Annotated in this window: 26 protein-coding genes; 14 read left to right on the top strand and 12 right to left on the bottom strand. The window is 64.6% G+C overall.

Translation table 11 applies throughout. From position 1 onward, the window contains the following. Positions 1-80 precede the first annotated feature (80 nt). Entirely contained in the window at positions 81-980 is a 900-nt protein-coding gene (locus tag CXY77_RS19575) for a hypothetical protein (protein ID WP_104090306.1), read from the top strand. Here CXY77_RS19575 and CXY77_RS19580 read toward each other — a convergent pair. After that, a complete protein-coding gene (locus tag CXY77_RS19580; protein WP_104130762.1) occupies positions 977-1,912 on the bottom strand; it encodes a J domain-containing protein in 936 nt (311 codons plus the stop codon). The genes CXY77_RS19575 and CXY77_RS19580 overlap by 4 nt on opposite strands. Positions 1,913-2,068: 156 nt before the next feature. Here CXY77_RS19580 and CXY77_RS19585 point away from each other — a divergent pair, with 156 nt between their 5' ends. After that, entirely contained in the window at positions 2,069-2,695 is a 627-nt protein-coding gene (locus CXY77_RS19585) for a DUF1345 domain-containing protein (RefSeq protein ID WP_233197532.1), read from the top strand. A gap of 18 nt (positions 2,696-2,713) precedes the next feature. On the opposite strand, the gene CXY77_RS20400 is transcribed toward CXY77_RS19585, so the two are convergent. Both CXY77_RS20400 and CXY77_RS19590 read right to left on the bottom strand, forming a co-directional pair. Next, a complete protein-coding gene (locus CXY77_RS20400) occupies positions 2,714-2,878 on the bottom strand; it encodes a hypothetical protein (RefSeq protein ID WP_167552421.1) in 165 nt (54 codons plus the stop codon). 103 nt (positions 2,879-2,981) lie between these two features. Continuing rightward, the gene (locus tag CXY77_RS19590; protein ID WP_233197533.1) at positions 2,982-3,752 is read right to left on the bottom strand and encodes an SOS response-associated peptidase; all 771 of its coding nucleotides are present in this window, start codon (positions 3,750-3,752) and stop codon (positions 2,982-2,984) included. Here CXY77_RS19590 and CXY77_RS19595 point away from each other — a divergent pair. Beyond that, positions 3,751-4,587, top strand: a complete 837-nt coding sequence (locus tag CXY77_RS19595) for a DUF3097 domain-containing protein (protein ID WP_104090311.1) — start codon at positions 3,751-3,753, stop codon at positions 4,585-4,587. The genes CXY77_RS19590 and CXY77_RS19595 overlap by 2 nt on opposite strands. A 309-nt stretch (positions 4,588-4,896) precedes the next feature. Continuing rightward, on the top strand, positions 4,897-5,100 hold the full coding sequence (locus tag CXY77_RS19600) for a cold-shock protein (protein WP_035840308.1): 204 nt from the start codon (positions 4,897-4,899) through the stop codon (positions 5,098-5,100). Positions 5,101-5,193: 93 nt separating this feature from the next. Here the strand turns inward: CXY77_RS19600 and CXY77_RS19605 are convergent, their stop codons facing one another. After that, positions 5,194-5,673 (bottom strand): Lrp/AsnC family transcriptional regulator, encoded by a 480-nt coding sequence (locus CXY77_RS19605; protein WP_092107921.1) that lies wholly within the window; start codon positions 5,671-5,673, stop codon positions 5,194-5,196. Between the two features lie 118 nt (positions 5,674-5,791). On the opposite strand from CXY77_RS19605, the gene CXY77_RS19610 reads away from it, so the two are divergent. After that, on the top strand, positions 5,792-6,994 hold the full coding sequence (locus CXY77_RS19610; protein ID WP_199181956.1) for a PLP-dependent aspartate aminotransferase family protein: 1,203 nt from the start codon (positions 5,792-5,794) through the stop codon (positions 6,992-6,994). Between the two features lie 21 nt (positions 6,995-7,015). Here CXY77_RS19610 and CXY77_RS19615 read toward each other — a convergent pair whose 3' ends face one another. Continuing rightward, the gene (locus tag CXY77_RS19615; RefSeq protein ID WP_092340139.1) at positions 7,016-8,833 is read right to left on the bottom strand and encodes a DEAD/DEAH box helicase; all 1,818 of its coding nucleotides are present in this window, start codon (positions 8,831-8,833) and stop codon (positions 7,016-7,018) included. A gap of 85 nt (positions 8,834-8,918) precedes the next feature. Between CXY77_RS19615 and CXY77_RS19620 the strand changes: the two genes are divergently transcribed. Then, positions 8,919-9,707: an SGNH/GDSL hydrolase family protein gene (locus CXY77_RS19620; RefSeq protein WP_104130764.1), complete on the top strand. Its 789-nt coding sequence runs from the start codon at positions 8,919-8,921 to the stop codon at positions 9,705-9,707. A gap of 9 nt (positions 9,708-9,716) precedes the next feature. On the opposite strand, the gene CXY77_RS19625 is transcribed toward CXY77_RS19620, so the two are convergent. Next, on the bottom strand, positions 9,717-10,958 hold the full coding sequence (locus CXY77_RS19625; protein WP_104130765.1) for a D-alanyl-D-alanine carboxypeptidase family protein: 1,242 nt from the start codon (positions 10,956-10,958) through the stop codon (positions 9,717-9,719). A 53-nt stretch (positions 10,959-11,011) separates the two neighbouring features. Beyond that, entirely contained in the window at positions 11,012-11,821 is an 810-nt protein-coding gene (locus tag CXY77_RS19630; protein ID WP_104090316.1) for an RNA methyltransferase, read from the bottom strand. A 131-nt stretch (positions 11,822-11,952) separates the two neighbouring features. Here CXY77_RS19630 and CXY77_RS19635 point away from each other — a divergent pair, with 131 nt between their 5' ends. Both CXY77_RS19635 and CXY77_RS19640 read left to right on the top strand, forming a co-directional pair. Then, positions 11,953-12,906: a Sir2 family NAD-dependent protein deacetylase gene (locus tag CXY77_RS19635; RefSeq protein WP_104090317.1), complete on the top strand. Its 954-nt coding sequence runs from the start codon at positions 11,953-11,955 to the stop codon at positions 12,904-12,906. A gap of 6 nt (positions 12,907-12,912) precedes the next feature. After that, complete coding sequence (locus tag CXY77_RS19640) at positions 12,913-13,566, top strand: histidine phosphatase family protein (RefSeq protein ID WP_104130766.1); 654 nt, start codon at positions 12,913-12,915, stop codon at positions 13,564-13,566. 169 nt (positions 13,567-13,735) lie between these two features. Here the strand turns inward: CXY77_RS19640 and CXY77_RS19645 are convergent, their stop codons facing one another. Together CXY77_RS19645 and CXY77_RS19650 are read right to left on the bottom strand one after the other, a co-directional pair. After that, on the bottom strand, positions 13,736-14,809 hold the full coding sequence (locus tag CXY77_RS19645) for a glycosyltransferase family 1 protein (protein ID WP_092340133.1): 1,074 nt from the start codon (positions 14,807-14,809) through the stop codon (positions 13,736-13,738). Continuing rightward, on the bottom strand, positions 14,806-15,741 hold the full coding sequence (locus CXY77_RS19650) for an alpha/beta fold hydrolase (protein ID WP_104130767.1): 936 nt from the start codon (positions 15,739-15,741) through the stop codon (positions 14,806-14,808). Before CXY77_RS19650 ends, CXY77_RS19645 begins: the two co-directional genes overlap by 4 nt. Positions 15,742-15,857: 116 nt before the next feature. On the opposite strand from CXY77_RS19650, the gene treS reads away from it, so the two are divergent. The 4 genes from treS to CXY77_RS19670 all read left to right on the top strand — a co-directional run bounded on the left by treS (position 15,858) and on the right by CXY77_RS19670 (position 19,911). Next, positions 15,858-17,555, top strand: coding sequence for a maltose alpha-D-glucosyltransferase (gene treS, locus CXY77_RS19655; protein WP_092340131.1), 1,698 nt, complete (start codon positions 15,858-15,860; stop codon positions 17,553-17,555). A 115-nt stretch (positions 17,556-17,670) separates the two neighbouring features. Continuing rightward, on the top strand, positions 17,671-18,375 hold the full coding sequence (locus CXY77_RS19660) for a GAF and ANTAR domain-containing protein (protein WP_199181957.1): 705 nt from the start codon (positions 17,671-17,673) through the stop codon (positions 18,373-18,375). A gap of 43 nt (positions 18,376-18,418) precedes the next feature. Continuing rightward, positions 18,419-19,132, top strand: a complete 714-nt coding sequence (locus CXY77_RS19665; RefSeq protein ID WP_104130768.1) for a GAF and ANTAR domain-containing protein — start codon at positions 18,419-18,421, stop codon at positions 19,130-19,132. Between the two features lie 92 nt (positions 19,133-19,224). Then, complete coding sequence (locus tag CXY77_RS19670; RefSeq protein ID WP_104130769.1) at positions 19,225-19,911, top strand: exonuclease domain-containing protein; 687 nt, start codon at positions 19,225-19,227, stop codon at positions 19,909-19,911. Between the two features lie 83 nt (positions 19,912-19,994). On the opposite strand, the gene CXY77_RS19675 is transcribed toward CXY77_RS19670, so the two are convergent. The 3 genes from CXY77_RS19675 to glgA all read right to left on the bottom strand — a co-directional run bounded on the left by CXY77_RS19675 (position 19,995) and on the right by glgA (position 22,459). Then, positions 19,995-20,246, bottom strand: coding sequence for a type B 50S ribosomal protein L31 (locus tag CXY77_RS19675; RefSeq protein WP_092107894.1), 252 nt, complete (start codon positions 20,244-20,246; stop codon positions 19,995-19,997). Positions 20,247-20,414: 168 nt separating this feature from the next. After that, complete coding sequence (locus tag CXY77_RS19680) at positions 20,415-21,197, bottom strand: ABC transporter ATP-binding protein (protein WP_104130770.1); 783 nt, start codon at positions 21,195-21,197, stop codon at positions 20,415-20,417. Between the two features lie 80 nt (positions 21,198-21,277). Beyond that, complete coding sequence (gene glgA / locus CXY77_RS19685) at positions 21,278-22,459, bottom strand: glycogen synthase (RefSeq protein ID WP_104090327.1); 1,182 nt, start codon at positions 22,457-22,459, stop codon at positions 21,278-21,280. A gap of 80 nt (positions 22,460-22,539) precedes the next feature. Between glgA and CXY77_RS19690 the strand changes: the two genes are divergently transcribed. Together CXY77_RS19690 and serB are read left to right on the top strand one after the other, a co-directional pair. Beyond that, the gene (locus CXY77_RS19690) at positions 22,540-23,784 is read left to right on the top strand and encodes a glucose-1-phosphate adenylyltransferase (RefSeq protein WP_104090329.1); all 1,245 of its coding nucleotides are present in this window, start codon (positions 22,540-22,542) and stop codon (positions 23,782-23,784) included. Further along, complete coding sequence (gene serB / locus CXY77_RS19695; protein WP_233197534.1) at positions 23,781-24,434, top strand: phosphoserine phosphatase SerB; 654 nt, start codon at positions 23,781-23,783, stop codon at positions 24,432-24,434. The genes CXY77_RS19690 and serB overlap by 4 nt, the downstream gene beginning before the upstream one ends. Positions 24,435-24,462 lie beyond the last annotated feature (28 nt).

A 24,462-nucleotide genomic window follows, 5' to 3' on the forward strand; every position in this document is an offset into this window, starting at 1 on the left:
CGATAGGCGCTCGGCTGGGCCCGCGCAGCATCCGCTCTCCCCTGCGGATCCGATTTCGACCGCTATGGGACAATGGCGAAATGTCTACACCTCTCTCCTCGCCCGGACTGCCCGTATCCCCGCTGGGACTGCTTCTTGACGTCGACGGTCCGATTGCGAGCCCGATCACGCGCACCATCGCAACGCCGAGCATCCTGACCGATCTGATCACCCTCGCGGCCGGACACGTGCCGATCGCGTTCATCACGGGCCGGTCAGCCGATTTTATTCGCGCGCAGGTTGTCGCGCCGCTCGTCGCGGCCGGGCTGCCGGATTCCTTTCGCATGTACGGCGTCTGCGAGAAGGGCGCGGTGTGGTTTCCGATCGGGGTGGAAGGCATGGGAGACGTGGTCATCGATCAGAGTGTTGCCCTGCCGACCGCGGTCATCGACGAGGTGCGCCAGCTCGTCGCCGACTCGTTCTCGGCCGAGATGTTCTTTGATGAGACCAAGCAGGCGATGATCTCGGTCGAACAACGTACGGACGTGAGCCACGCGAATTATCTCGCCCGCCAATCCGGCTTCAACGAGGCCGCTTTTGCCCTCCTGGTGAAACACGGGCTCGGCGTTCGCTTCGACGATCGAGAGTCGCCAGACGAATCCGGTCAGGTTCCGTTTCGGCTGGATGCCACCATCATCTCCACCGACATCGAGTCGGTCACACTCGACAAAGACCATGCCGCCAAGCGAGCCCTCGCCTACTTTGCCGAGACCGGGCCGTTGCCCCGACTCTGGCGGTCGGTGGGCGATTCCCGCAGCGACTATCGCATGGCCGATCACCTGCACGAGGCCGGCTACGACGTGTCCCACGTTGACGTGCGGCCGTCCGACGGCATTTTGGACCGGCCTTATCCGGTGATCGTGATCGGCGACCAGATCCACGATGAAGCCGGGGCGACGTTTCTGCGCTACTGGGTCGAGAAGCTGGCCCTGCCCGCCTAGGTATTCACAAAACGGATGCCGTTTTGCAGGGTACTGCGCAGCTCGAACACTTTCTCGAAGCTGCCGCGTTCCATGCCGGCCAGTCCCTCGCGCAGCACGCCAACCAGGCGCGACCGCGGGATGATGATGATCATCGGCCGTCTGCCGCGCTTCGGCAGTGAGACCGGTTCGTCGAGCGCACCATCGGGGAGAACGACGATGAGCGCGGTGAAGCGAACCTTGAGCGCTCGGCTGATGGAGCGAGCGGCGTCCTCGAACTGGTGGATCGGGCGATCCTCCTCCGGTACTTCTTCGCCGACCAGTTCGCCGCGGCGCAACTGCACCGCGCCGCCCCAGTCTTCGGAGAGCAGGCCGAACAGTCCGGCCGGGCCGAGGATGATGTGGTCGAGTTTGTCGGTCTGGCCGCCGGTGTCGATGTCATGCCAGGCGGTGAAACCGATACCGAGATTGGCCACGAGCTGGGCCGTGGCCTCCTCAGCCAGGGCCTTGGCCAGGCAGTGCCGCACGAATTTCGGGGCACTGCGAATCAACGCGGGGGCGTACGGGTCGTCGATGACCGTGCCTCGGCCGGCCCATTCGCGTACTAGATCAAGGTATCTCAGGCGAGCCTGGCCGCCTGGGTGACCGTGCATGCGGGTTTTCAGGCTGGACTTGGTGGCCGGGCCGCGGGCGGACGGGGCGGCGTAGGCATCCGCTGGAGCGGTCGGGTCTGCATCACCGAAGCGGCGGCGATCGTAGGCGGCCCGGTTCTCGGGGCTGCCGATACGTTCCCAGGCGAGCTGTACGGCATGGAATTTGGTGGCACTTCCGCCGACGTCGGGGTGGGTCTGGCGCAGCAGCAGCCGATAGGCGCGACGCAACTCATCCTCGGTCGCGGTCGGACTCACTCCCAGGACCTCGTAGGGGGTGGATGCGGCCGGGGTGTCTTGCATCCTGGGCGGGACCTTTCGTGTTCGACGACAATCGATGCGAAGTCGATCGGAAACTTACAATACCGTGCGATTCTGACACCGCGCCGAGGGTGCGCTGTACGGGTGACCGGGCCATTCTGTGCCACGATCAGCCTGTGACCATTTTCTCTAGCGTCAGTGCACCGGTACAGCACCCGACTGGTCGTCATGCTCATCGTCGGAGTCGTCGTTGGCCTCGTCGCTGGCGTACCCGGCGATTGGGCCCTCGCGGTGATCCTCGGCTGGGCGGCCGCCTGCGTGACCTACATCGGTTGGGTCTGGATCGTCATCGGGCGACAGGATGCCGCGTCGACGGCCCGCCACGCGACCCGCGAAGACCCCTCGAGGGGAGCGTCGGAATTTCTCATCCTGCTGGCCGGGCTCGCGAGCCTCGGCGCCATAGTCGTGTTGCTGCTGGGGACTTCGGCGACCTCGGGGACGCAGCGCGGGCTTCTGGCCGGTGTCGCCATTGCCAGCGTCGCGCTGTCCTGGGTTCTCGTACACACCCTCTTTACGCTGCGCTACGCCTCGCTGTATTACAGCGACTCCCCCGGCGGCATTGACTTCAATCAGACCGAACCGCCAAGGTACAGCGACTTCGCCTACCTGGCATTCACCATCGGCATGACCTATCAGGTGTCAGACACGAGCATTCAGAGCCACGCGCTGCGGATGACGACGCTGCGGCACGCGCTACTGTCGTTTCCGTTCGGATCAGTGATTCTAGCCACGCTCATCAACCTGGTGGCTGGCTTACTGCACTGAGCCGGCAGCAAGCGTGGTTTAGTTGCGTAATAGGTGGAACGGGATCGCCATGGCGAGGGCCACACACAGGATTCCGCCGATAAAAATCGGCACCATCAGCGAGGTGACCGAGAAGGCCAGGCCGAACAGCCAAAAACCGAAGACGAAGATCGCAAACGCGACGACGAAGGCGACAATGTTCATGGGTGTTCCTTTCAGGGCAGCGCCCGCGCAATTGTGCAGCCACTGATGTGAACGTACTGAGTATTCGTACTGATTCGAGCGTACCGGTTCGGGCAGAGCGCAATTACACCGAATCGTTGTCGACCGGCTCGATCAATTCGGGGCCGTTACCCGATATCGGCGCAACCTGGTAGAAGTTGAGTGATTCCACCACCTCGCGGGAGGCCGCCACGGCGGCATCGACCAGGGTCTGATCGCCCTCGGTGGCGGGATCCAGCCACTGGTCCCACCACTCCTCCGGTAGGGCGACGGGGGCGCGGTCATGGATCTGCGCGAGCGGGCCCCGCGCATCCGTTGTCAAAATAGTCGCGGACAGCACCCACCGCGCCGGATCGGTGTCAGCGGCAGCCGGATTCTTCCACCAGGAATACAGGCCGGCGAATGCGAGCGGCAGGCCATCGTCGGAGTGAATGAAATAGGGCGTTTTCACGGTGCCCTCGGTGTGCCACTCGAAGTAGCCGGTCGCCGGAACCAGGGCACGCCGCGACTTGACGCTGGTCTTGAACGTCGGTTTCTCGGCGGCGGTTTCTGCCCGAGCGTTGAAGGTGGGAAATTTCGACGTGGGTTCGGTCGCAAAAGATGGGATCAGCGACCAGCGTGCCGATTCCAGCCGGCGCACGGCCGGGTCGGTGCGTTTGGACTCGAGCACGATCGGGATCTGCTCGGTCGGCCGGATATTCCACGACGGCTCAGGAAGATTTTCCCCCTCATGCTCGACATCGAACATGGCAGCCAGATCCGGCGCCGTATCGGTAATGATGAATCGACCACACATGCCTTCAGAATACCGCGTCATGCCGGAGCGGAGAGCGTCGTCGACTAGCGTCGATGCCATGGACGATCGATACAGTGCAGACGTGCTCTCCCCCGGCTGGCGCGACGCCGGCCGCATTATCATTCCGACCCAGGAAGCCATCCGTGACCTGGTGGTGGAGGAGGTCGCCACCGGGTTCTGCGGTGCCGTCATCCGCGTGGAGAAGAAGATCGTCACCCTGGAGGATCGGCACGGCAAGCTGAGACTGTTTCCGCTCGGTTTCGGCTTTCTGATTGACGGTCGCCCCGTCACCCTAATTGCTCCGACGATGGCCGCGGCCCTAGGCCGAGTGCGCACCGCCTCGGGCTCGACCGCTGTGCCGGATGCCCCGGCCCGGGTCGCTCGCGCCAGCCGCATTTTCGTCGAGGGCCGGCACGATGCCGAACTGGTCGAAAAGGTCTGGGGTGCCGACCTGCGGATCGAGGGAGTGGTCGTTGAGTACATTGAGGGTGTCGATAACCTCGACGAGATCCTTCGAGAATTTCGTCCGGGGTCCGGGCGTCGGGTGGGCGTGCTGGTGGACCACCTCGTGCCGGGCTCGAAGGAGAGCCGCATCGCGGAAGCCGTGGCGCGCGGCCCGTATGCGGCGAGCGTGCTGGTGGTGGGGCATCCGTTCGTCGACGTCTGGCAATCGGTGAAACCGGCCCGGGTGGGCCTCACGGTGTGGCCCGATATTCCGCGCAGCATTGAGTGGAAGCACGGTATCTGCGACGCGCTCGGTTGGCCGCACGAGGAGCAGGCTGACATAGCCAGGGCCTGGCAGCGCATTCTCGGCCAGGTGCGCACGTTTGCCGACCTGGAACCGCAACTTCTCGGCCGAGTGGAACACCTGATCGACTTTGTGACAGCCGAATGACACGCCGGGATTAGTTTTTCGGAATGCTCCCGGAGCGCTGACTACCAGTGGTAGACCCGGAGTTCACCCGTTTTTTCCGGTAAACGTAACGCTTTCGTGTTAAAAAGGCAGGGAATTCCGAAACCATCCAGACATGTGGGCTAGTGTTGGACTCGAAGTTGTAGTGCTTGCACGTCTTAAACGCATTGATCGTGATTCATCTGGATCGCAGTTAGTGCGCCACATTCCTTTCGGAAGCGGACGACGAATACCGCGACGAACGGTCCCGACAGTCGGGGCCGGTCTAACACTCCTGGAGGAGTTTTACAAATGGCAACAGGTACCGTGAAATGGTTCAACGCTGAAAAGGGCTTCGGCTTTATCGCACCCGACGACGGAAGCGCCGATGTTTTCGCGCACTACTCCGCGATCGCGTCGAATGGCTACAAGTCCCTCGATGAGAACCAGAAGGTCGAGTTCGAGGTAACCCAGGGCCCCAAGGGTCCTCAGGCCGAGAACATCCGCGCCCTCTAAATAGAGCTTGCGAAGAACGCCTTCCGCTTCGGCGGGGGGCGTTCTTGTTTTAACCGGATACGGGGCCGGGCAGCTGCTGCGACCTGCCGCCCGTTACTTCACCAGGTCCTGCCAGCCGTCGCCGTCGACATACTCAAAGATGAGGTTGGTCTCGGTGTGGGCGACCGCCGGATGCTCCGCGAGGTGCTCGAGCACGAAGTCCCGCAGGTGGGACGCATCCGCTGCGGCCACGTGCAGCAGGTAGTCGTCGGCACCCGCGGTGTGGAACAACCCGATCACGCCGGGCCAGTGCGGGGCCGCGTTCCGAAAGTCGTCGATCTGCACGCGAGCGTGCTTGGCCAGCCGCACCGAGATGAGAGCCTGCAAGCTGGCACCGAGGGCAGCCAGGTCAATATTGGCCCGGTAGCCACGAATGTGGCCGAGCTGCTGCAGACGACGCAGGCGCAGCGACACGGTGGACTCGGCAACGCCGATTTCACTGGCCAGGGCTGCCCCGGAAGCCCTGGCATTGACCGACAGGGCGCGCAACAGCGCGCGGTCAACCCGATCGAGTTCTGGCTTCTTCGATTCCATCAACAGACTCCCTTATTACTAAGGAGTTTATGCGATTCCTGTCTTGGAATTGCAAGGGTCTGCAGGGTCACTTGCGCGACCGCACAGAATCTGTTTCTGTGAGGGCATGCTGCCACCGATGTCACATATTGAAACCCTCGCCGTGCATGCCGGAATGGACGGCCTCACCGAGGCGGGCGTTCACGTTCCCGGTATCGACCTGTCCACCACTAATCCGCTGCGCGGTGTGGAATCCGGCGGTGAGTCGTACGAGAATCTCGCGACCGGCGGAACCCCGGAACCCGGGGACTCAGCCGTGTACCAGCGGCTCTGGCAGCCCGGCGTCGCCCGTTTCGAAAGCGCCCTCGCAGCGTTGGAGCGGGCGGAGGGCACGGTGGCCTTCGCCACCGGAATGGCCGCTCTCACCGCGACCCTGATCGCCACGGTCACTGCCGGAAAACCGCACATCGTGGCCCTGCGACCACTGTATGGCGGGACCGATCATGTCCTGGCCAGCGGGCTGCTCAGAACGACCGTCACCTGGACAGGTCTGGCCGGAGTGACCGCCGCCATCCGCTCGGATACCGGCCTGGTCATTCTGGAGACACCGGCCAACCCGACCCTCGAACTGACCGATATTCGGGCGGTCGTCGACGCGGCCGGAGACGTGCCGGTACTGGTCGACAACACCTTCGCGACGCCCGTACTGCAGCGTCCGATCGAGTCGGGAGCAACCCTGGTGCTGCACAGCGCGACCAAATTTCTCGGCGGACACGGCGACGCGATGGGCGGGACGGTCTCCGGGTCCGAGGAGTGGATGGTGCGCCTGCGGCAGGTGCGGGCGCTCACCGGCGGCCTGCTGACCCCGTTCAATGCCTACCTCTTGCATCGCGGTTTGCGCACCCTCCCAGTGCGGGTACGCGCCCAGCAGGCGACGGCGGCGGAAGTGGCGACTCGGCTGGCCGGACACCCGGCCCTGGTGCGGGTGCTCTACCCCGGGCTCCCCGGCCAGGACCCGCAGGGACTGATCGGGCGGCAGTGCTCGGGCGCCGGATCGCTCCTCGCCCTGGATCTCGGCGGCTACGCGGCGGCCCTGCGTTTCACCGAGGCGCTCGGCCTGATCACCCACGCCGTGTCGCTCGGCGGCGTCGATTCCCTGGTGCAGCATCCGGCGTCGCTCACCCACCGACCGGTCGCGCCCGACGCCCGGCCCCCCGGCGGGATCGTGCGCATCTCCATTGGGCTGGAGCACGTCGATGACCTCATGGACGACATTCTGACCGCCCTGCTGGTGGCCCGGGTGCCGGTGGGCGCGGGCAACACCTACGGTGCGGCCATCTAGATCGGCGCAGCAGCCGCGTGACTAGCTGCGGCCGAGGCGGCGGCGCAGCAGGTCGATGCGCATCTGCAGCTGGGTGACGCTGGCCTGGGCGACGGCGGGCCCGCCACAGATGCGCCGCATCTCGGCGTGGATCATGCCGTGCGGTTCATTGGCGAGCTTCGACCACATGCCGACCAGGCTTGACAACAGCGTGCGCTGTTCCTTGAGGGTGCGGTACAGGGGCGGCGGCTCGAGCGGGGCGATTTCACCGGTCACCGGGTCTTTGCGTTTGTCGGTTGACCGTTTGGACTGTCGGGATTGGCGCTGCCGCAGCAGCTCGGAGACCTGCTCGGGCTCGAGCAGACCCGGAATGCCGATGAAGTCGAACTCCTCGTCGGTGCCCGGCTCGGCCAGCTCACCGAATTCGTCACCGTCGAACATGACCATGTCGAAGGTGGCCTGGGAATCGAGGGCCTGCCAGGTGAAATCGTCCAGGCCGAGGTCATCAGACGCTTTCTCCTCCTTGTTGGCCGCGGCGACCATGGCGTCTTCGGGGTTGTACATTCCATCGTCGCCGTCCTCCCGATTGCTGCGGTCGAGGGCATGGTCGCGTTCCAGTTCGAGCGCGTTCGCAAGGCTGAGCAGCCCGGGAACGTTCGGCAGAAAAATGGATGCCGTCTCACCGCGTCGCCGCGCCCGCACGAACCGGCCGATCGCCTGGGCGAAGTACAGCGGCGTGGCCGCGCTCGTCGCGTAGACGCCGACGGCGAGGCGCGGAACGTCGACGCCCTCCGACACCATGCGCACAGCGACCATCCAGCGGCGGGTGTTCTTGGAGAACTCGTCGATGCGGTCGCTGGCCTCCTTCTCGTCGGAGAGCACGATGGTGACCGGCTCGCCACAGATGTCCTCGAGGATGACGGCGTAGGCACGTGCGGTGGTCTGGTCGGTGGCGATAACGAGACCACCGGCATCCGGTATGCCGTGCCGCACTTCGGTCAAGCGAGAGTTGGCCGCGCGCAGCACGGACGGAATCCACTGGCCGCTCGGCTCGAGCGCGGTGCGCCAGGCCTGGCTGGTGATGTCCTTGGTGTTGCCCTCGCCGAGCTTCGCTTCCATCTCGTCGCCGGCCCTGGTACGCCACTTCATGTGCCCGGCGTAGACCATGAACATCACCGGACGAACGACGCCGTCGGCCAGGGCGCGGCCGTAGCCGTAGGCGTAGTCGCTCTGCGACATGCGGATGCCGTGTTTATCGGGCAGGTAGCTGACGAACGGGATCGGTGACGTGTCAGAGCGGAACGGGGTACCGGTGAGGGAGAGTCGCCGGGTGGCCGGCCCGAACGCCTCGCGGATGGCGTCGCCCCAGCTGAGGGCGTCTCCCCCGTGGTGGATTTCGTCGAGAATGACGAGGGTGCGGCTGGATTCGGTGAGCTGCTTGTGCAGGGCGGCCCGGGCGGCAACCTGCGCGTAGGTCACGACGACGCCGTGGTAGTGGCTGCCGTAGCTGCGGTCAGCGTTCTTGAACATGGGATCCAGACGGATGCCCGCGCGCGCCGCGGCATCCGCCCACTGGTTCTTGAGATGCTCAGTCGGCGCCACGACGGTGATGCGATCGATGGTGCGCCGGGATCGAAGTTCGGCAGCGAGTCGCAGGGCAAACGTGGTCTTGCCGGCACCCGGCGTGGCTGCGGCCAGAAAATCGCGCGGTTCGTGCACGAAATAGGCTTCCAGTGCTTCGGCCTGCCAGGCGCGCAGCTTGCCTGCGGTGCCCCAGGCCGCGCGTTCGGGGAAGGACGGCGACAGGTGTTCGGCTGCACTCGTTCCCTGTGCGGGACCGAAAACCGATGGAGTATTCACTTCCGACAAATCTACCAAAGCCCACCGACGTTCGCGTCCGCACTCAGGTTCGACGAGCGCGACAATGTTCAGACACAATGGTCTGATGACGAAGCAACAGCATCCATGGTCGCGCTACGTCGCGCTCGGCGATTCATTTACCGAGGGCATCGGCGATCCGGAACAGCAGAGCCCCGGCGGGCACCGAGGCTGGTCCGACCGGGTCGCCGAGATTCTCAGCGACGGCACGGAGGACTTCGCTTACGCCAACCTCGCCGTGCGCGGCAAACTGATTCGGCAGATTGCGGATGAGCAGATCGAGCCGGCTCTGGCGCTGCGCCCCGATCTGATCACCATCTCGGCCGGCGGCAACGACGTGATTCGCCCGGGAACCGACCCGGACGCCATCGCGGCGCGCTGTGACGACGCTATTTCCCGGTTGACCAGCGACGGCGCGACTGTCGTGCTGTTCACCGGCGCCGATGTGGGCTTCTCCCCCGTGTTTCGCAGTATCCGCGGCAAGGTCGCCATCTATAACGAAAACATTCGCGCGGTCGCCACGAAGTACGACTGCATCGTGGCGGACATGTGGCAGCTCACCGAGATTCAGGACCCACGCATGTGGGCACCCGACCGGTTGCACCTGAACGCGCTCGGGCACCACACGGTCGCTCGTATGGTATTGCAGACCCTCAACGTGAAGAATTTTCTTGCACCGAGCGAACCCGAGCCGATGCCGGGCACCACCTGGCGTCAGGCTCGCACGGAAGACCTCGCCTGGGCCAGGGAATACCTCGTTCCGTGGGTGCTGCGCCGGGTGCGCCACCAGTCCTCCGGCGACCACGTGCTGCCCAAGCGGCCCGACGCCGGCCCGTTCACGCTCCCCCCGGTCTGAGCGCCCGGGTCAGCCGGCGGCGAGTTTGCCGGGGTGCCCCATGCGCCAGGCCGGACCGGGATCGGCCAGAGTCTGGTGGAGTTCGAGCGGCACCGATACGGTCGTCGGCGTTGCCCCACCGATCGTGAACGACACCGTACCGACCTCGTCCCCGGCCCGGCCGAGCTGCACATCCTCTGCCGTCACCCCTCCGGTGATCGGCGAGTCCGACCAGACCAGCACGGATGCTGCCCGCTCGGCCACGATGTCGCTCTCGTCACCCCACTGGGTCGTATAACTGCCGAACACGGCGCCTTCCTCGGCGAGGATGACGTCGTGAAAACCGGGTTGCACGCTCTCGATCAGCGCGGCGATCGCCGAGTTGAGTTCGGAGTGCGTGTCACCGCCGAGCACCACCCCGACCAGGGTGACCGTGCTGGTGCCGACGGTGAAGTCGGTTGAGAATAACAGGCAGGCGCCGGCGACATCCGTTGTCCCGGTCTTGATACCGTCGACGCCATCGCGCCCCAGCAGCTTGTTGGTGTTGGTGATGGTTCCGATGACCGGCAAGACCGCCGAGGGGAGGGCCACGATTTCGGCGAGGGCGGGGTGGCCGACGACGAGTTTGCCGATCTCGACGAGGTCGGCCGGGCTGCTCACGCTCGACGTGGACAGGCCGCTGGTGTCGGTCACACTGGTCTGGGTCAGGGCGTTGGCGGCGAGCCAGGTCTTCGCTGCCGCCAGGTAGCCGTCGATCGATCCGAAGGCCCATACCGCGAGGGAGGCCGCGTAATTGTTGGCCGATGGCAGCAGCATCGCTTCGAAGGACTCGCGCTGGGTGAGCACCATTCCGGAGACGACCGGAGCGACCGAGCCGTTCTCGGCGATCACGTCGTAGTAGATGTCCACGTCGGCATCGGTGAACGTGATGTCCGGCCCGGCCTCGCCGGCTTCGAGCGGTTTCGCGTCCAGGATGACGAGGGCGGTGACCATTTTGGTGATGCTCGCGATCGGTACCGTGTCCTGAGCGCCGCTCGAGGCCAGAACGCCCGAGAAGCCGACCGCACCGATGGCGCTCTCGCCAAAAGCCGGCCAGGTCGGGGCAGCTACCGGCTGGGTGAGCGCTGCCGGTTGAACGAGATCGGCTGCGCTCGCCGGTACGGGGGCCAGGTTGGTGGCACCGACGTAGCCGATACCGCCCACGACTACGAGGAGAATGCTGAAGACGGCGAGCCTGCGGCGCCGGAGGAGGACACGCCGGGAGGGAGACATCCGTTCAGCCTAACTTCTTCGCTGGGTGAAACCGGTCCGGTCGCCCCCGGTGTTCACGCACGAACGCGCAGGGCGTAGAGTGCGACCGCGCTTGCCGAGGCGACGTTGAGCGAGTCGACGCCGTGCAGCATGGGAATTGTCACGACCGTGTCGGCGGCGGCCAGCGCGTGCTGGCTGAGCCCGTCGCCCTCGGCGCCGAGGATGATGGCGAGCCGTTCGGGTGTCGTCTCGGCGAACACGTCGAGCGAGACCGCGTTGTCCGCTAGCGCCAGTGCTGCCAGGCGGAAGCCGGCGGCGTGCAGCAGCGGGGTGGCCACGCTCCACTCCGGCAGTCGGGTCCACGGGACCTGCAGCACAGTGCCCATGCTCACGCGCACGCTGCGTCGATACAGTGGATCGGCACAGCGCGGCGTGATCAGCACGGCGTCGGCGCCGAGCCCGGCCACCGAACGAAAGATGGCACCGACGTTGGTGTGGTCGACGATGTCCTCGAGAATCACGATTCGGCGGGCCGTCTTGATCAGTGCTTCGACCGGTTGCAGTGCCGGCCGGTGCATGGCGGCGAGGGCTCCGCGGTGCAGGTTGTAGCCGGTGAGCTGCTCGAGCACGCTGGCCTCACCCACGTAGACGGGCACGTCAGGCCAGTCGGCCAGAAGCCGCTCGGCGTCGGGCATCCACTGTTCCTGAATCAGCAACGACCGTGGTCGGTGTCCGGCGTTCAACGCCCGGGCGATCACCTTGGGTGACTCAGCGATATACAGGCCGCCGGCCGGTTCGAGAACACGCCGGAGGGCGACATCGGTCAAACGCGAATAGTCGGCGAGACCCGGGCTGGACAGGTCGGTGATGCGGGTGATCTGCACGAAGAAGTGCCTTCCGAGATGAGTGGTTGAGCTCAAGCCTGACAGGTGGGTAGTCAAACCGGAAAACAGACGAGTTTAGACTCAAGGGACGGGCAGCTGTTTCTGCTCGCCCTGGTACGAAAGGAGCGCCGATGACCGCCGATTCGGCCCAGCCCAGCGACACGGCTGCGCACGGCACAGCAGCGGACGGCACGGTGTTGGTCGACGCGCTTGAGCCCGCCGACGCCCCCGACACCGCCGCAGCGCTGGCCTCCGCTCTCGCGCTCGATTCGGAACGGGCAGTGGATGCTGTCGCCGCTCTGCTGCGCGGCAAACGCGCCGCCGTTCTCACCGGCGCCGGCCTCAGTACCGATTCCGGAATTCCGGACTATCGCGGCGCGGGCGCACCGACGCGAACCCCGATGAACTTTCAGACCTTCGTCGCCGATGAACGGTCCCGCAAACGCTACTGGGCCGGCAGCCACCTGGGCTGGAGGGTGTTTCACCAGGCCGAACCGAACCTGGGACACCGCTCGCTCGTTCAGCTTGAGAGCGCCGGCGCCATTGCCGGAGTGATCACCCAGAATGTCGACGGCCTGCACACCCGCGCCGGTTCACGCCATGTGGTCGAGTTGCACGGTTCCCTCGACCGGGTGATCTGTCTGGCCTGCGGTCAGGCCTTCGGCCGTGACAGCATCGCGGCGCGGCTGGAAAAGGACAACCCCGTACTCCGCGACCCGGAGAGCATTCGGATCGCTCCCGACGGCGATGCCGATGTGGGGAATATCGACGACTTCGTGGTTCCGGCGTGCACGGTTTGCGGGGGAATGCTCAAGCCGAACGTCGTGTTCTTCGGCGAACTCGTTCCGACGGAAACGTTTCTGGAGGCATCCGCTTTGATCCAGAGCGCTGACGCCCTCATCGTGGCCGGGTCCTCGCTGGCGGTGAATTCCGGCATCCGCTTGGTCGAACAGGCACGCCGGCGCAAGCTGCCGATCATCGTCATCAACCGTGGCGTGACCAAGGGTGACGGGCGTGCCCTGCACAAGCTCGAGGCCGGTACCTCGGAAACCCTCGCCGCACTCGCCGAACGTCTGCTGGGCTGACCGCGCGTGTCTGCCCAGCGAAGTCCCGATCCGTCGGGTGAATCCGCGACGACCACGTTCTCGATCGTGCGGCATGGCCAGACGGACTGGAACCTGCATCACCGCATCCAGGGCAGCACGGATATCCCCCTCAACGCGACCGGGCGAGCCGAGGCCGCTGCCGCTGCCGAGCGGTTGCAGTCGCGGCGCTGGGACGCCATCGCGAGCAGCCCGCTCCTTCGCGCTTCTGAGTCCGCCCACATCATCGCGGCCGAGCTCGGACTGAGCGAACCACTCATCGTTCCCGCCCTCACCGAACGCCACCACGGGGCCATCGAAGGGCTCACCTTCGCCGAGCGTCAGCATCGCTTTCCCGATGGTGTCGTTGTTCCGGGATTAGAGACTCGGCGCGATGTCGTTGATCGGGTGCTCGCCGCCCTCGCGACCCTGGCGACCGGGCGAGCCGGGCAGCGTGTGCTCGTGCTCAGCCACGGCGGCATCATCGGCACGCTGTTGCGCCATGTCACCGAGGGTGAGCGACCCCGGCACGGCGAATTCATCGCGAACGGGTCCGTGCACGATTTTCGGTGGCAGAACGACCAGCTGCTGCTGACCCACTTCGACGCGACCACCCGGTCTCCCGGCGACCGCGGTGAGGCCGCAGCCTCCCCGGTGCTCTGACCTGTTCCTAACCGCACGGATGCCACGTGTCACGCTGGACTTGCGCCAGTGCGCGGGAGAACAGGTCTGGCCACAACTCCAGCGCTACGCAAGACGCTCGACCTGCGCCGCTGCGCGCGGGTTGCGCCTCCCGCGCAACTGCGCAGCTCCCGCGCGGCGTGAAATGCAGCTACGGAGTAGTCGGAACGGTTCCCTCGAGCACGTCGAGCAGGGTACGGGCCGACGCCGCCCAGGTAAAGCGGGCCGCCTGTTCGATCGACAGCGCGGAGCGCGTTGCCCACTCCCCCGGCTCCGCGAGATTCCGAACGGCCGCAGTAATGGCATCGGCACTGCGCGGGTCGAAGTACAGCGCCGCGTCGCCGCCGATCTCGCGAAAGATCGGAATGTCACTGACCACGACGGGGATACCCAAACTCATCGCCTCGACCAGGGGAATACCGAAGCCCTCATCGAGCGACGCGGTGACGAGGGCGGTAGCCGAGCGCACCAGGGCGTGGTAATCCTCATCGGTCACCCCGTCGTGAAAGAGCAGCCGGGCTTGCGGAGCCAGGCGGGTCAGCCGGTTTCGCTCGGTCGCCGACACCCGGCTGAGCAGGTGCAGTTCGTACTCGGGCAGGTCGGCCAGGGCCAGCACGAGAGTGTCGAGGTTCTTGTACGGCATGAAGGAGCCCATATAGATCAGGCGGGTGGTTTCCGCGATGCTCCGATGACTCGGGATGCCCGGAACGGTGTCGGCGGCGTTCGGCACCACGGTGACCGGACGCCGGGTGAGATGGTGCTCATTGATCAGTGAACGGGTGGTCTCGGACACCGTCACGATGCCGTCGGCGCCGTTCAGCAGCATCCGTTGTGGCCACCAGGAGAGGTGGTAGACCCGCCAGAGCAGCCTGATAAACGGCGACAGGTCACGCGGGGGCGTGCGATTGCGATAGTAGATAAGGTCGTGCACGGTCAGGAATAACCGGTACTTGCGGCCCCAGGAACCCATAGTCTGCATCGGGCTGAACACGACGTCGGGCTTCAGCCGGTTGACCGACAGCGCGACGAGTGGTTCGAGCAGGCTGGTCGGGGCGCGCACCAGCTGCCACGGCAGCGCAGGCAACATGTCGAGTTGACGATGGTCGCTGATGAGCATCATGAGCGGATGCAGGCGGCCCAGTTCGGTCACAAGCCCCGCCGTGTAGCGGCTGATGCCGTCGTGGTGGTCGAAGCGAACGTAACGGCAGTCGACGACAATTCTCATAGCGCCAGCTCCTCAGCCATGAATTCCCGGATGAACAGTGCGGCCGGTTGTGGCTGTTCGTAGTGGATGAGGTGCCCGACGTTGTTGATAACCCGCAACCTGGCATTGGGAAAGAGCGTCTGCAGTCGATATTGCGCCGCGAGTGGCGTGATGTCGTCCTTGTCGGCCGCGATCAGCAGCGTCGGCTGAAGGATGCGGGCAGCGAACTCGCTCACGTCGTGACTGACCGAGGCCGTGAACGCATTCATGACGACCCGGCGGTTGGCAAAGGCACTGAAATAGCGGTCGTGCTGATTGTGGATCCAGCGACGCAGAGCCGGATCGTGCGTCTTGGCCATGCTGACACTCATGATGCGCACGATGGCACGGTTCTGCAAGAGCGCGTAGCCCCAGCGCTCCGGCAATTTCGCCGCCGCCCAGTAGTAGAACACAGCAAGCCGGGTCAGCACTCCGCGCGGCCCCGACAGGGCCGGCGCGGCGATCGGATTGACCAGGATGATCTCGTCGGCGGTCAGCCCCGCTGCGGCTGCCGCCGCGACCACAATCGAACCGAAAGAATGGCCCAGTACCACTAGCCGCCCGGTCGGGGCGAGCACGCCGAGGAATTCCTCGAGCCAGCGGGCGTACGCCGCGAGGGAATGAACCCCGTCGTGGAGCGGGGCCGAGTCGCCGAAACCCGGCAGGTCGGGTGCCAGGATGCGCAGCGCCGGCGAGTGTGGGTCGCCGCTGAGCAACTCGGCCACGACCAGCTGCAGACCGTGGTGGTCGCCACGAAAGCCATGCACCAGCACGAGCGTTGTGGGCGCGGTGGGGTCGCCGTAGTCCCAGTACCGCGTGTCACTGCTCTGCCCGTCGGTGCCGGGAACGGATGCGGTGCGCGCGAGTACCGGGAGGCTCTGCAGACGCTTGTCGTAGGGAGAAGAAACGATCATCGGCCCTAGTTTAGGCGCGTGACTTACGCAAGGCTGGACGTGCACCGGGATGGTCGATCTAGACTCTAGCCACCACTTGCATCGAGAGAGCCCTTTGCCGGGACGGAAGGAAAGCCGTGAGCTTTACCGCACCCATTCAGTTGCCCGGTTTGGCCCTCGATCCGCGGTGGTATCGCCGCGCCGTCTTCTACGAGGTGATGGTGCGTTCGTTTGTCGACAGCAATGCCGACGGCTCCGGCGATCTGTCCGGCCTGGTGTCGAAGCTTGATTACCTGCAATGGCTGGGAATCGACGCCCTGTGGATTCCGCCGTTCTTCAATTCCCCGCTGAAAGACGGCGGCTACGACGTTTCCGATTACCGAACCATTCTTCCGGAATTCGGCACCCTCGAGGAGTTCAAGGACCTCGTCACCAAAGCGCACGAACGCAATATGCGCATCGTGATCGATTTTCCGCTCAATCACACCTCCGACCAGCACGAGTGGTTTCAGCAGTCCCGCGAGAATCCCGACGGGCCGTACGGGGACTTCTACGTCTGGAGCGACACCGACGAGCGGTACCCGAATATTCGCATCATCTTCACCGACACTGAAGAATCGAACTGGGCCTTCGATCCGGTGCGGCGCCAGTTCTTCTTCCACCGGTTCTTCTCGCACCAGCCCGACCTCAACTTCGAACTCCCGGCCGTGCAGGATGCCATCTTCGATGTCATTCGCTTCTGGCTCGATCTCGGTGTCGACGGCTTTCGGCTGGACGCGATCCCGTACCTGTTTGAATCCGAGGAGGGCAACGGCGAGGGCGAACCGCCGACGCACGAATTCGTCAAGCGGCTCCGCGCCATGGTCGATCGTGAATATCCCGGCCGGGTCATGATCGCCGAGGCCAATCAGTGGCCGCGCGAAGTCGCCGCTTTCTTCGGCACCGAGGACGAACCGGAATGCCATATGGCGTTCGACTTTCCGGTGATGCCGCGCATCTTCTATTCCCTGCGCTCGCAGCAGGCCAACGAACTCGTGCGGGTGCTCTCCGAGACCACCGACATTCCCGACGGCGCCGGCTGGGGCGTGTTTCTCCGCAACCACGACGAGCTCACCCTTGAAATGGTCAGCGAGGAATACCGGCAGGCCATGTACGGCTGGTACGCCTACGACCCACGGATGCGCGCCAATATCGGCATTCGCAGGCGGCTGGCACCGTTGCTCGACAACTCGCGCGCCGAACTGGAGCTCGCCCACGCCCTGTTGTTCGCCCTACCCGGCAGCCCGTTTCTGTACTACGGCGACGAGATCGGCATGGGCGACAACATCTGGCTTCCCGACCGGGACAGTTCCCGTACACCGATGCAGTGGACCCCCGACCGCAACGCCGGCTTTTCCGATGCCGACCCGGGCAAACTGTTCCTGCCAATCGTGCAGTCTCTCGTCTACAACTTCACGCAGACCAACGTGGAATCCCAGCTGGCCCAGTCCGGTTCGCTGCTGCACTGGATTCGCAATGTCATCCACGTGCGCAAGGCCCATCCCACCTTTGGACTCGGCAAGATTCGTGTTCTCAAGACCACCCACGAATCGGTCCTCGTGTTCACCCGCAGCTACGCCGGCTCGGGCTCCATGTTCGGCGACCAGCCGGAAACGGTGATGTGCGTGTTCAGCTTCTCGCACAACCCGGTCGCCTTTACCATCGAGGATGTCGACATGGCCGGAACCCGGCTGTACGACCTGTTCGGCGGTGCGGTGTTTCCCAGCTTCAACGAGGAAGGTTCGCTCACACTCACCCTCGGCGCCCAGAGCTTCTATTGGTTGCACTGCGGCTGAGGGCGTGGGTCATTCGGCACCGTGACGAACTTCGCGTGAACTGTCATTGTCGCGCTCGCGCGCGCGACGTAGGCTTGGGATAAGCAATCCGTCGCAAACGCTCTGGAGGCCGGTCGTGGCTGAATGGTCTAGTTCAGAAGGCGGAGTCGAGGACACAGCCCTGTGCGCGAATTTTCTTGACCTTTTACCCGTGAATGGTGCTGCTGTCTCTGTTTTCGGCGGTGCGGTGCCCGAATCGATCGTGTGTGCCACCGATCGCCTCGCTGCTCGCCTCGACGAGCTGCAGTTCGATCTCGGGGAAGGTCCCCGTTGGGAGGCGGCTCGCACCCGGCTGCCCGTTTTGGAGCCTCGAGTACGTGAGGCAGAGCATCCGCTGTGGCCGGTTTTTCACACCGCGCTGATGGAGACGACGGTCGAGGCCCTGTACGTTTTCCCGCTCACTCTCGGAGCGCTCAACGTCGGTATCGTCGAGCTGTACAGCACGACAGCAGGAGTACTGGATCGCGCGGACCGCGCCAAGGCGCTGGTCCTGGCCACCGAGACCGCCTGGAACCTGCTCGACCACTTGCTGCGGGTGCAGTCGGCCGAAGCATGCGAAACGTCCGTGACGTCAACGGCATCCCAGGCCTCCACGGGGTCGCCCCTGTCGCGACGGGAAATTCATCAGGCCACCGGCATGGTGCTGGTGCAGATGAACGTCACACCGACGGATGCCCTGTTGCTGCTTCGCGCGCACGCCTTCGCCCACGGAACAACGGTGCGCGCCGTCGCGGGAGACGTGGTCGCAAGGCGGTTGCAATTCAGCCAGGAATCTGACTAGGTAAAAACTGACGAAATACCACAAAAGGTCATAGAATTTCTTCATGGTCACTATGAATCGCGCCTCACTGGTGAGCGCCGCCTTCGTGAAGTTGACGGACACCCTCGTGGGCGAATATGACGTTCTCGAAGTACTGCACACACTGGTCGAGGAGTGCGTAGAACTGCTCGACGCGACCGCGGCCGGGCTCCTGCTCGCCGATCCGAGCGGGGAACTCCAAGTCGTTGCCTCCACGAGCGAGGAAAGCTATCTCGTCGAGGTTCTCCAACAGCAAGCTGGCGCCGGTCCCTGTGTGGACTGCTATCTCACCGGCAAGGTCGTCACCCTCGGTGACATCGCCGCCTTCAGCAAGACGTACCCGGATTTCGTGGCTGCCGCGCTGTCGCAGGGGTTTCATTCGGTGCATGCCATTCCGATGCGGGTGCGAAACCGGACCATCGGCGCCCTCAACCTGTTCCGCGAGGGCACCGGCGACGTCACCCCCGAGGACGCCGCGATCGGGCAGGCCATGGCCGATGTCGCGACCATCAGCATCCTGCAGGAACGCACGGTGCGCGAAGACGCCGTCGTCAACGAGCAATTGATGGGGGCGCTAAACAGTCGCATTTTGATTGAGCAGGCCAAGGGCGTCATCGCGCAGATCAGCACGGTTGACATGGACGAAGCCTTCAAGCGTCTCCGAGCGGATGCACGCGCCCGCAACCAGACAATGCGGGAGAGCGCTGAGAACGTCATCAATCGGCGTATTCAACTCTGATTTCGCGCGCGCGACCCCGCCGTTCCTCACAGCACGGCCCGCACCGTCGGGTGGCGCGGAAGAGTGTCGGTGGTCGCCCCTAGGCTGGAAGTATGAGCACCTGGAGCGATCACCTCGCCGTATTCGACCTTGAAACCACCGGAATCGACGTGGAAACCTGCCGCATCGTGTCGGCCACCGTCGCCGTTCTCGACGCGAGCGGCACCGCCGTGGAACGCATCGATTGGCTGGTCGATCCGGGCATTGACATTCCGGCCGGAGCGACCAGCGTTCACGGCATCACGACAGAGCAGGCCGTAGAGCACGGTCGGGTCGCCGCGGAGGCTGTAGCCGAGATCGTCACAGCCCTGCGCGGGCATCTGAGCGACGGCCTGCCCATCGTGGCCTACAACGCCCCCTACGACCTCACCCTGCTCGATCGTGAAGCCCTGCGCTACGGCATCGCCCCGCTGGACTCCCCCAGTCCCGTCGTCGATCCCCTGGTCATCGACAAGGCCGTCGATAAGTATCGCAAGGGTAAGCGCACCCTCGAGGTCACCAGTGCGTTCTATGGTGTCTCACTGGACGATGCCCATGATGCCGGAGCCGATGCGATCGCCGCCGGTCGTGTCGCCCAGGCCATTCACCGGGCCCACGAGGGCGCTCTGCCCGCCACTCTCGACGAGATGCACGCGCTGCAGGTCACCTGGTACCGCCAGCAGGCCGAAAGTTTTCAGGAGTACATGCGGCGCGGTCGCGACCCCGAATTTCTAGCGGACACCGCCTGGCCCCAGCGCTGACGCAGATCGGAACAGACACAAAAAAGCGACCAGCCTGGGCTGGTCGCTTTTCTTGCAGTACCTGGTGCTTGCAGTACCTGGTGCTATTTGCCGAAGCCCTTGTAGCGCGAGTTGAACTTCTCCACGCGGCCGGCGGAGTCCATGATGCGCTGCTTGCCCGTGTAGAACGGGTGAGACTCGGAGGAGATTTCCACGTCGATGACCGGGTACGTGGTTCCGTCTTCCCACTCGATGGTCTTCTTGCTGGAGACCGTCGAACGGGTCAGGAAGGTCGCGCCGGAGGCGAGGTCGCGGAACACGACCGCAGCGTACTCGGGGTGGATGTCAGACTTCATGAAGATTTCCTTTTGCACTTCTGGTGAACAGACTTGTAACTGGTCACAGTGCTGTTCGATTGTTGGGCCCCGCCGTCTGGGACGACGACAAGCTGGTTGGCCAGATGGCCAGCCACTTACTTTAGCAGAAAGAGCGCGTGATCGACCGCCTTTGCCGGGAGTCTGAGCTCAGACCGCACGCGCAGAGTAGCGGCCGTCGGTCAGGGACAGTTCGACCGCGAGGCCGAAAGTCTCGGTCAGGGCTTTGGCGGTCAGCGCTTCGGCAATAGGCCCGGCTGAGACGACCTTGCCGCCCGACAGCAACAGCACGCGGGTAAATCCGAGCGGAATCTCTTCGACGTGGTGGGTGACCATGATGATGGCCGGGGAGTTGGGTTCCTGGGCAAAACCGCTGAGCAGCTGAAGAAGCGATTCCCGGGCGCCGAGATCGAGGCTCGCAGCGGGCTCGTCCAGCAAAAGAATTTCGGGGTCGGTCATGACCGAGCGGGCAATCTGCACCCGCTTCTGTTCGCCGTCACTCAGCGTGCCGAACTTGCGGTCAGCGAGGTGGTCGAGATTCCACTCCTGCAGCACGCGCTGGGCACGTCGCTCGTCGATGGTTTCGTATTCCTCGTTCCACCGGCCGGTGACCGAATAGGCCGCCGTCATGACAACGTCGAGGACCTTTTCTTGGACCGGGACCTTGCGCGCCATGGCGGTCGAGGCGAACCCGATGCGGGGCCGCAGCTCGAAGACATCCGTTCCACCGAGCGTCTCATCGAGCACTTCGGCCTGACCGGTCGACGGGTGCATGAAAGCCGCGGCGATCTGCAGCAACGTGGTCTTGCCGGCTCCGTTCGGGCCGAGAATGACCCACCGTTGGTCGTCATCGACGCTCCAATTCACTGAGTCGAGGATGGTGGTGCCACCCCGGACGACCGAGACGTCGGTGAAATGCAGAACGTTGACCATACAGCCATGTTATCGGGCGGGGCCAGTTCAGAAAGACGTCGGGCCCGCCCCAATGGCGAGCCCGACCCCCCTACGGCCCGTCAGAGCAGCGAGGCGTAGATCTCCCGAGTGCGGGTGGCGATCTGGCTCCAGCCAAATTCCCGCTCGGCGCGCAGACGACCCGCGCGTCCCATTTCGGCGGCGCGGGCCGGGTCGCTCACAACTTCGGTGAGTGTTCGGGCGAGGTCGGCGACGAACTGATCGGGGTGCAGCGGGGTGCCGGTGCCGTCGGTGAGCTGCTCGATCGGTACCAGCCGCCCGGTCTGGCCGTCGGCGACGACCTCGGGGATACCGCCGGTTGCGGTACCGACGACTGCGAGTGAGCAGGCCATGGCTTCGAGGTTGACGATTCCGAGGGGTTCGTAGATGGACGGGCAAACGAAGACCGTGCCGTGGGTGAGTACCGCAGCAAGCTCGGGCTGGGCGAGGAGCCGGTTGATCCAGACCACACCGGACCGCTCGCGTTGCAGGGCCTCGACACCGGCCGACACTTCAGCCAGGATCCCCGGGGTGTCGGGCGCACCGGCGCACAGCACGAGCTGCACCTCGGGCGGCAGCAGGGCGGCGGCGCGCAAGAGGTAGGGCAGCCCTTTCTGCCGGGTGATGCGACCGACGAAGACAACGGATGGCCGGTTAGGGTCAATCCCCAGGCTCCGCACAAAATCTTCGTTCGGGGTCGGTTTCCAACGCTCGAGGTCGATGCCGTTGTAGACGGTGTGCACCCGTCTCGCATCGAGTGCCGGATAGCTACGTAGGATGTCGCGACGCATGCCGTCGCTGACGGCGATGACGGCATCCGCTGCTTCAAAGGCTGTTTTTTCGATCCAGCTCGACACTCGGTAGCCGCCGCCGAGTTGCTCCGCTTTCCACGGGCGCAGCGGTTCAAGACTGTGGGCGGTGACGACGTGCGGAATACCGTGCAGCATCTTCGCGAGGTGTCCGGCCGCATTGGCGTACCAGGTGTGAGAGTGCACCAGATCGGCTCCAGCGGCGTCCTGGGCCATTTGCAGGTCCACGCCGAGGGTACTCAGGGTGGCGTTGGCGTCTACCAGCTGCGCGGGTACCGCATAGGCAAAGGTGTCGATATCCGAGCGCGGCGCGCCAAAGCACCGCACCGACACGGCAATGTCTTCACGGAGCGCTCGCACGAGCTCTGTGACGTGCACGCCCGCTCCCCCATAGATCTCCGGGGGGTATTCCTTGGTCATCAGATCCACTCGCATGGAGCAAAGGTAGCGCAGCCGGGCCCGAGCCACACCCCGCGGTGCTAGTCGACCTGCCCGGTTGGCCCTACTCTGTACACATGAAGGCCAAGAAGATCTTTGGAATCGTTCTCGCCGGTGGCGAGGGAAAACGGCTAATGCCGCTGACCGAGGACCGGGCCAAGCCCGCCGTCCCCTTTGGCGGGCATTACCGCCTGGTGGACTTTGCCCTGTCCAATCTGATCAATTCCGGCGTCACCCAGATCGTAGTGTTGACCCAGTACAAGTCACACAGCCTCGACCGCCACGTCTCCCAGACCTGGCACGTCTCCGGCGGGTTGTTCAACTCGTACATAGCCTCCGTGCCGGCGCAGCAGCGCCTTGGCAAACGCTGGTTCAGCGGATCGGCCGATGCCATTTTGCAGAGCCTGAACCTCATTCATGATGAAAAACCCGACATCGTCGTCGTCGTCGGTGCCGATCACGTCTACCGCATGGACTTCAGTCAGATGATCGACGCCCACATCGCGTCGGGATTGGCAGCCACGGTCGCCGCCATTCGCCAGCCGATCGGCCTGGCCGACCAGTTCGGCGTCATCGAAGTGGATGCCGCCACTCCCGATCGTATCCTGGACTTTCGCGAGAAGCCCAAGGACGCCGTCGGGCTCGCCGACGCCCCGCACGAAGTGTTCGCTTCGATGGGCAACTATGTCTTCAACACCGATGCCTTGATCGAGGCGGTGCTGCGCGATGGTGAGCGTACCGACTCGAGTCACGACATGGGCGGCGATATCATTCCCGATTTCGTTTCTCGCGGGGATGCCGGCGTGTACGATCTGCAGCGCAATGAGGTCCCCGGTTCCACCGATCGCGACCGGTACTATTGGCGCGATGTCGGAACCATTGATTCGTTTTTCGAAGCCCACCAGGACCTCATCTCGGCCCTTCCGGTATTCAACCTGTATAACCAGCAGTGGCCGATCTTCAGCATGCAGCTGAACTCTCCGCCGGCGAAATTCGTCCGCGACGGACGGGGCGCCCTCGGCACCATGATCGACTCGATCGTCTCCCTCGGCTGCGTCATCTCGGGCGCACACATCGAGCGCAGCGTTCTCGGCCCGTGGACCTCGATCGGTTCGGCCTGCGAAGTCGTCGACTCCATCGTGTTCGACCGCGTGCAGATCCGCCCGGGAGCAATCGTGCGCCGGGCAATCCTCGACAAGGAAGTCATCGTCGAGCCCGGTGCCACGGTCGGTGTCGATCGCGATCGTGACCTGGCACGCGGCTTCAGCGTGACCGAATCCGGCATCACCGTCGTCGGTAAGGGCGTGCTCGTTACTCCGTGATCCTTAGCTCCGCATCAACTTTTCTGGTCGTGCTCGACGCCGACTCCACCCTGATCCAGGACGAAGTGATCGAACTGCTGGCGGATGCCGCCGGCTCACGTGAACTCGTCGCCGACGTCACCGAGCGCGCGATGCGCGGCGAACTCGACTTCGCCGACAGCCTACGCGAACGGGTTTTGACCCTGGCGGGGCTTCCGGACACCGTTTTCGCCGAGGTGGGGCGGCGCATCCGCCCGACCGAGGGAGTGCACGAACTGATCGCCGGCATTCACGCCGTCGGGGGCGTCGTGGGGGTGGTCTCCGGCGGTTTTCATGAGCTACTCGACCCGCTCGCGGCCGACCTGGGCCTGGACCACTGGCGGGCCAACCGACTCGAAGTGGAAGGCGGCTACCTGACCGGACAGGTGCTCGGCCCGATCATCGACGCCGAGGCGAAAGCCGTCGCCCTGCGTGAATGGGCCGCCCAGCGCCGCATCATTCTGTCGCAGACGATCGCCGTCGGCGACGGCGCGAACGACCTGCGAATGATGGACGCGGCCGGACTCGCCGTCGCGTTCAATGCCAAGCCGCGGGTGAAGCGTGAGGCCGACCTCGTAATCGAGAACTGCAATCTCAGCCAGGTACTGCCGCTGCTCGGTCTGCGCGGCTGACGCGACCCCCGCCGTGCATGGGCTGGGC

Source organism: Cryobacterium sp. N21, assembly GCF_002929575.1.
Lineage (GTDB): Bacteria > Actinomycetota > Actinomycetes > Actinomycetales > Microbacteriaceae > Cryobacterium > Cryobacterium flavum.

Excerpts from the sequence above, each read along its gene's own strand:
- CXY77_RS19625 (WP_104130765.1), bottom strand. The coding sequence starts at position 10,958 with ATGTCTCCCTCCCGGCGTGTCCTCCTCCGGCGCCGCAGGCTCGCCGTC.
- CXY77_RS19605 (WP_092107921.1), bottom strand. The coding sequence starts at position 5,673 with ATGGAATCGAAGAAGCCAGAACTCGATCGGGTTGACCGCGCGCTGTTG.
- CXY77_RS19650 (WP_104130767.1), bottom strand. The coding sequence starts at position 15,741 with ATGATCGTTTCTTCTCCCTACGACAAGCGTCTGCAGAGCCTCCCGGTA.
- CXY77_RS19665 (WP_104130768.1), top strand. The coding sequence starts at position 18,419 with ATGGTCACTATGAATCGCGCCTCACTGGTGAGCGCCGCCTTCGTGAAG.
- CXY77_RS19610 (WP_199181956.1), top strand. The coding sequence starts at position 5,792 with ATGTCACATATTGAAACCCTCGCCGTGCATGCCGGAATGGACGGCCTC.
- CXY77_RS19575 (WP_104090306.1), top strand. The coding sequence starts at position 81 with ATGTCTACACCTCTCTCCTCGCCCGGACTGCCCGTATCCCCGCTGGGA.
- CXY77_RS19620 (WP_104130764.1), top strand. The coding sequence starts at position 8,919 with ATGACGAAGCAACAGCATCCATGGTCGCGCTACGTCGCGCTCGGCGAT.
- CXY77_RS19675 (WP_092107894.1), bottom strand. The coding sequence starts at position 20,246 with ATGAAGTCTGACATCCACCCCGAGTACGCTGCGGTCGTGTTCCGCGAC.
- CXY77_RS19580 (WP_104130762.1), bottom strand. The coding sequence starts at position 1,912 with ATGCAAGACACCCCGGCCGCATCCACCCCCTACGAGGTCCTGGGAGTG.
- CXY77_RS19635 (WP_104090317.1), top strand. The coding sequence starts at position 11,953 with ATGACCGCCGATTCGGCCCAGCCCAGCGACACGGCTGCGCACGGCACA.
- CXY77_RS19595 (WP_104090311.1), top strand. The coding sequence starts at position 3,751 with ATGGACGATCGATACAGTGCAGACGTGCTCTCCCCCGGCTGGCGCGAC.
- CXY77_RS20400 (WP_167552421.1), bottom strand. The coding sequence starts at position 2,878 with ATGAACATTGTCGCCTTCGTCGTCGCGTTTGCGATCTTCGTCTTCGGT.
- CXY77_RS19680 (WP_104130770.1), bottom strand. The coding sequence starts at position 21,197 with ATGGTCAACGTTCTGCATTTCACCGACGTCTCGGTCGTCCGGGGTGGC.
- glgA (WP_104090327.1), bottom strand. The coding sequence starts at position 22,459 with ATGCGAGTGGATCTGATGACCAAGGAATACCCCCCGGAGATCTATGGG.
- CXY77_RS19690 (WP_104090329.1), top strand. The coding sequence starts at position 22,540 with ATGAAGGCCAAGAAGATCTTTGGAATCGTTCTCGCCGGTGGCGAGGGA.
- CXY77_RS19645 (WP_092340133.1), bottom strand. The coding sequence starts at position 14,809 with ATGAGAATTGTCGTCGACTGCCGTTACGTTCGCTTCGACCACCACGAC.
- CXY77_RS19670 (WP_104130769.1), top strand. The coding sequence starts at position 19,225 with ATGAGCACCTGGAGCGATCACCTCGCCGTATTCGACCTTGAAACCACC.
- CXY77_RS19590 (WP_233197533.1), bottom strand. The coding sequence starts at position 3,752 with ATGGCATCGACGCTAGTCGACGACGCTCTCCGCTCCGGCATGACGCGG.
- CXY77_RS19600 (WP_035840308.1), top strand. The coding sequence starts at position 4,897 with ATGGCAACAGGTACCGTGAAATGGTTCAACGCTGAAAAGGGCTTCGGC.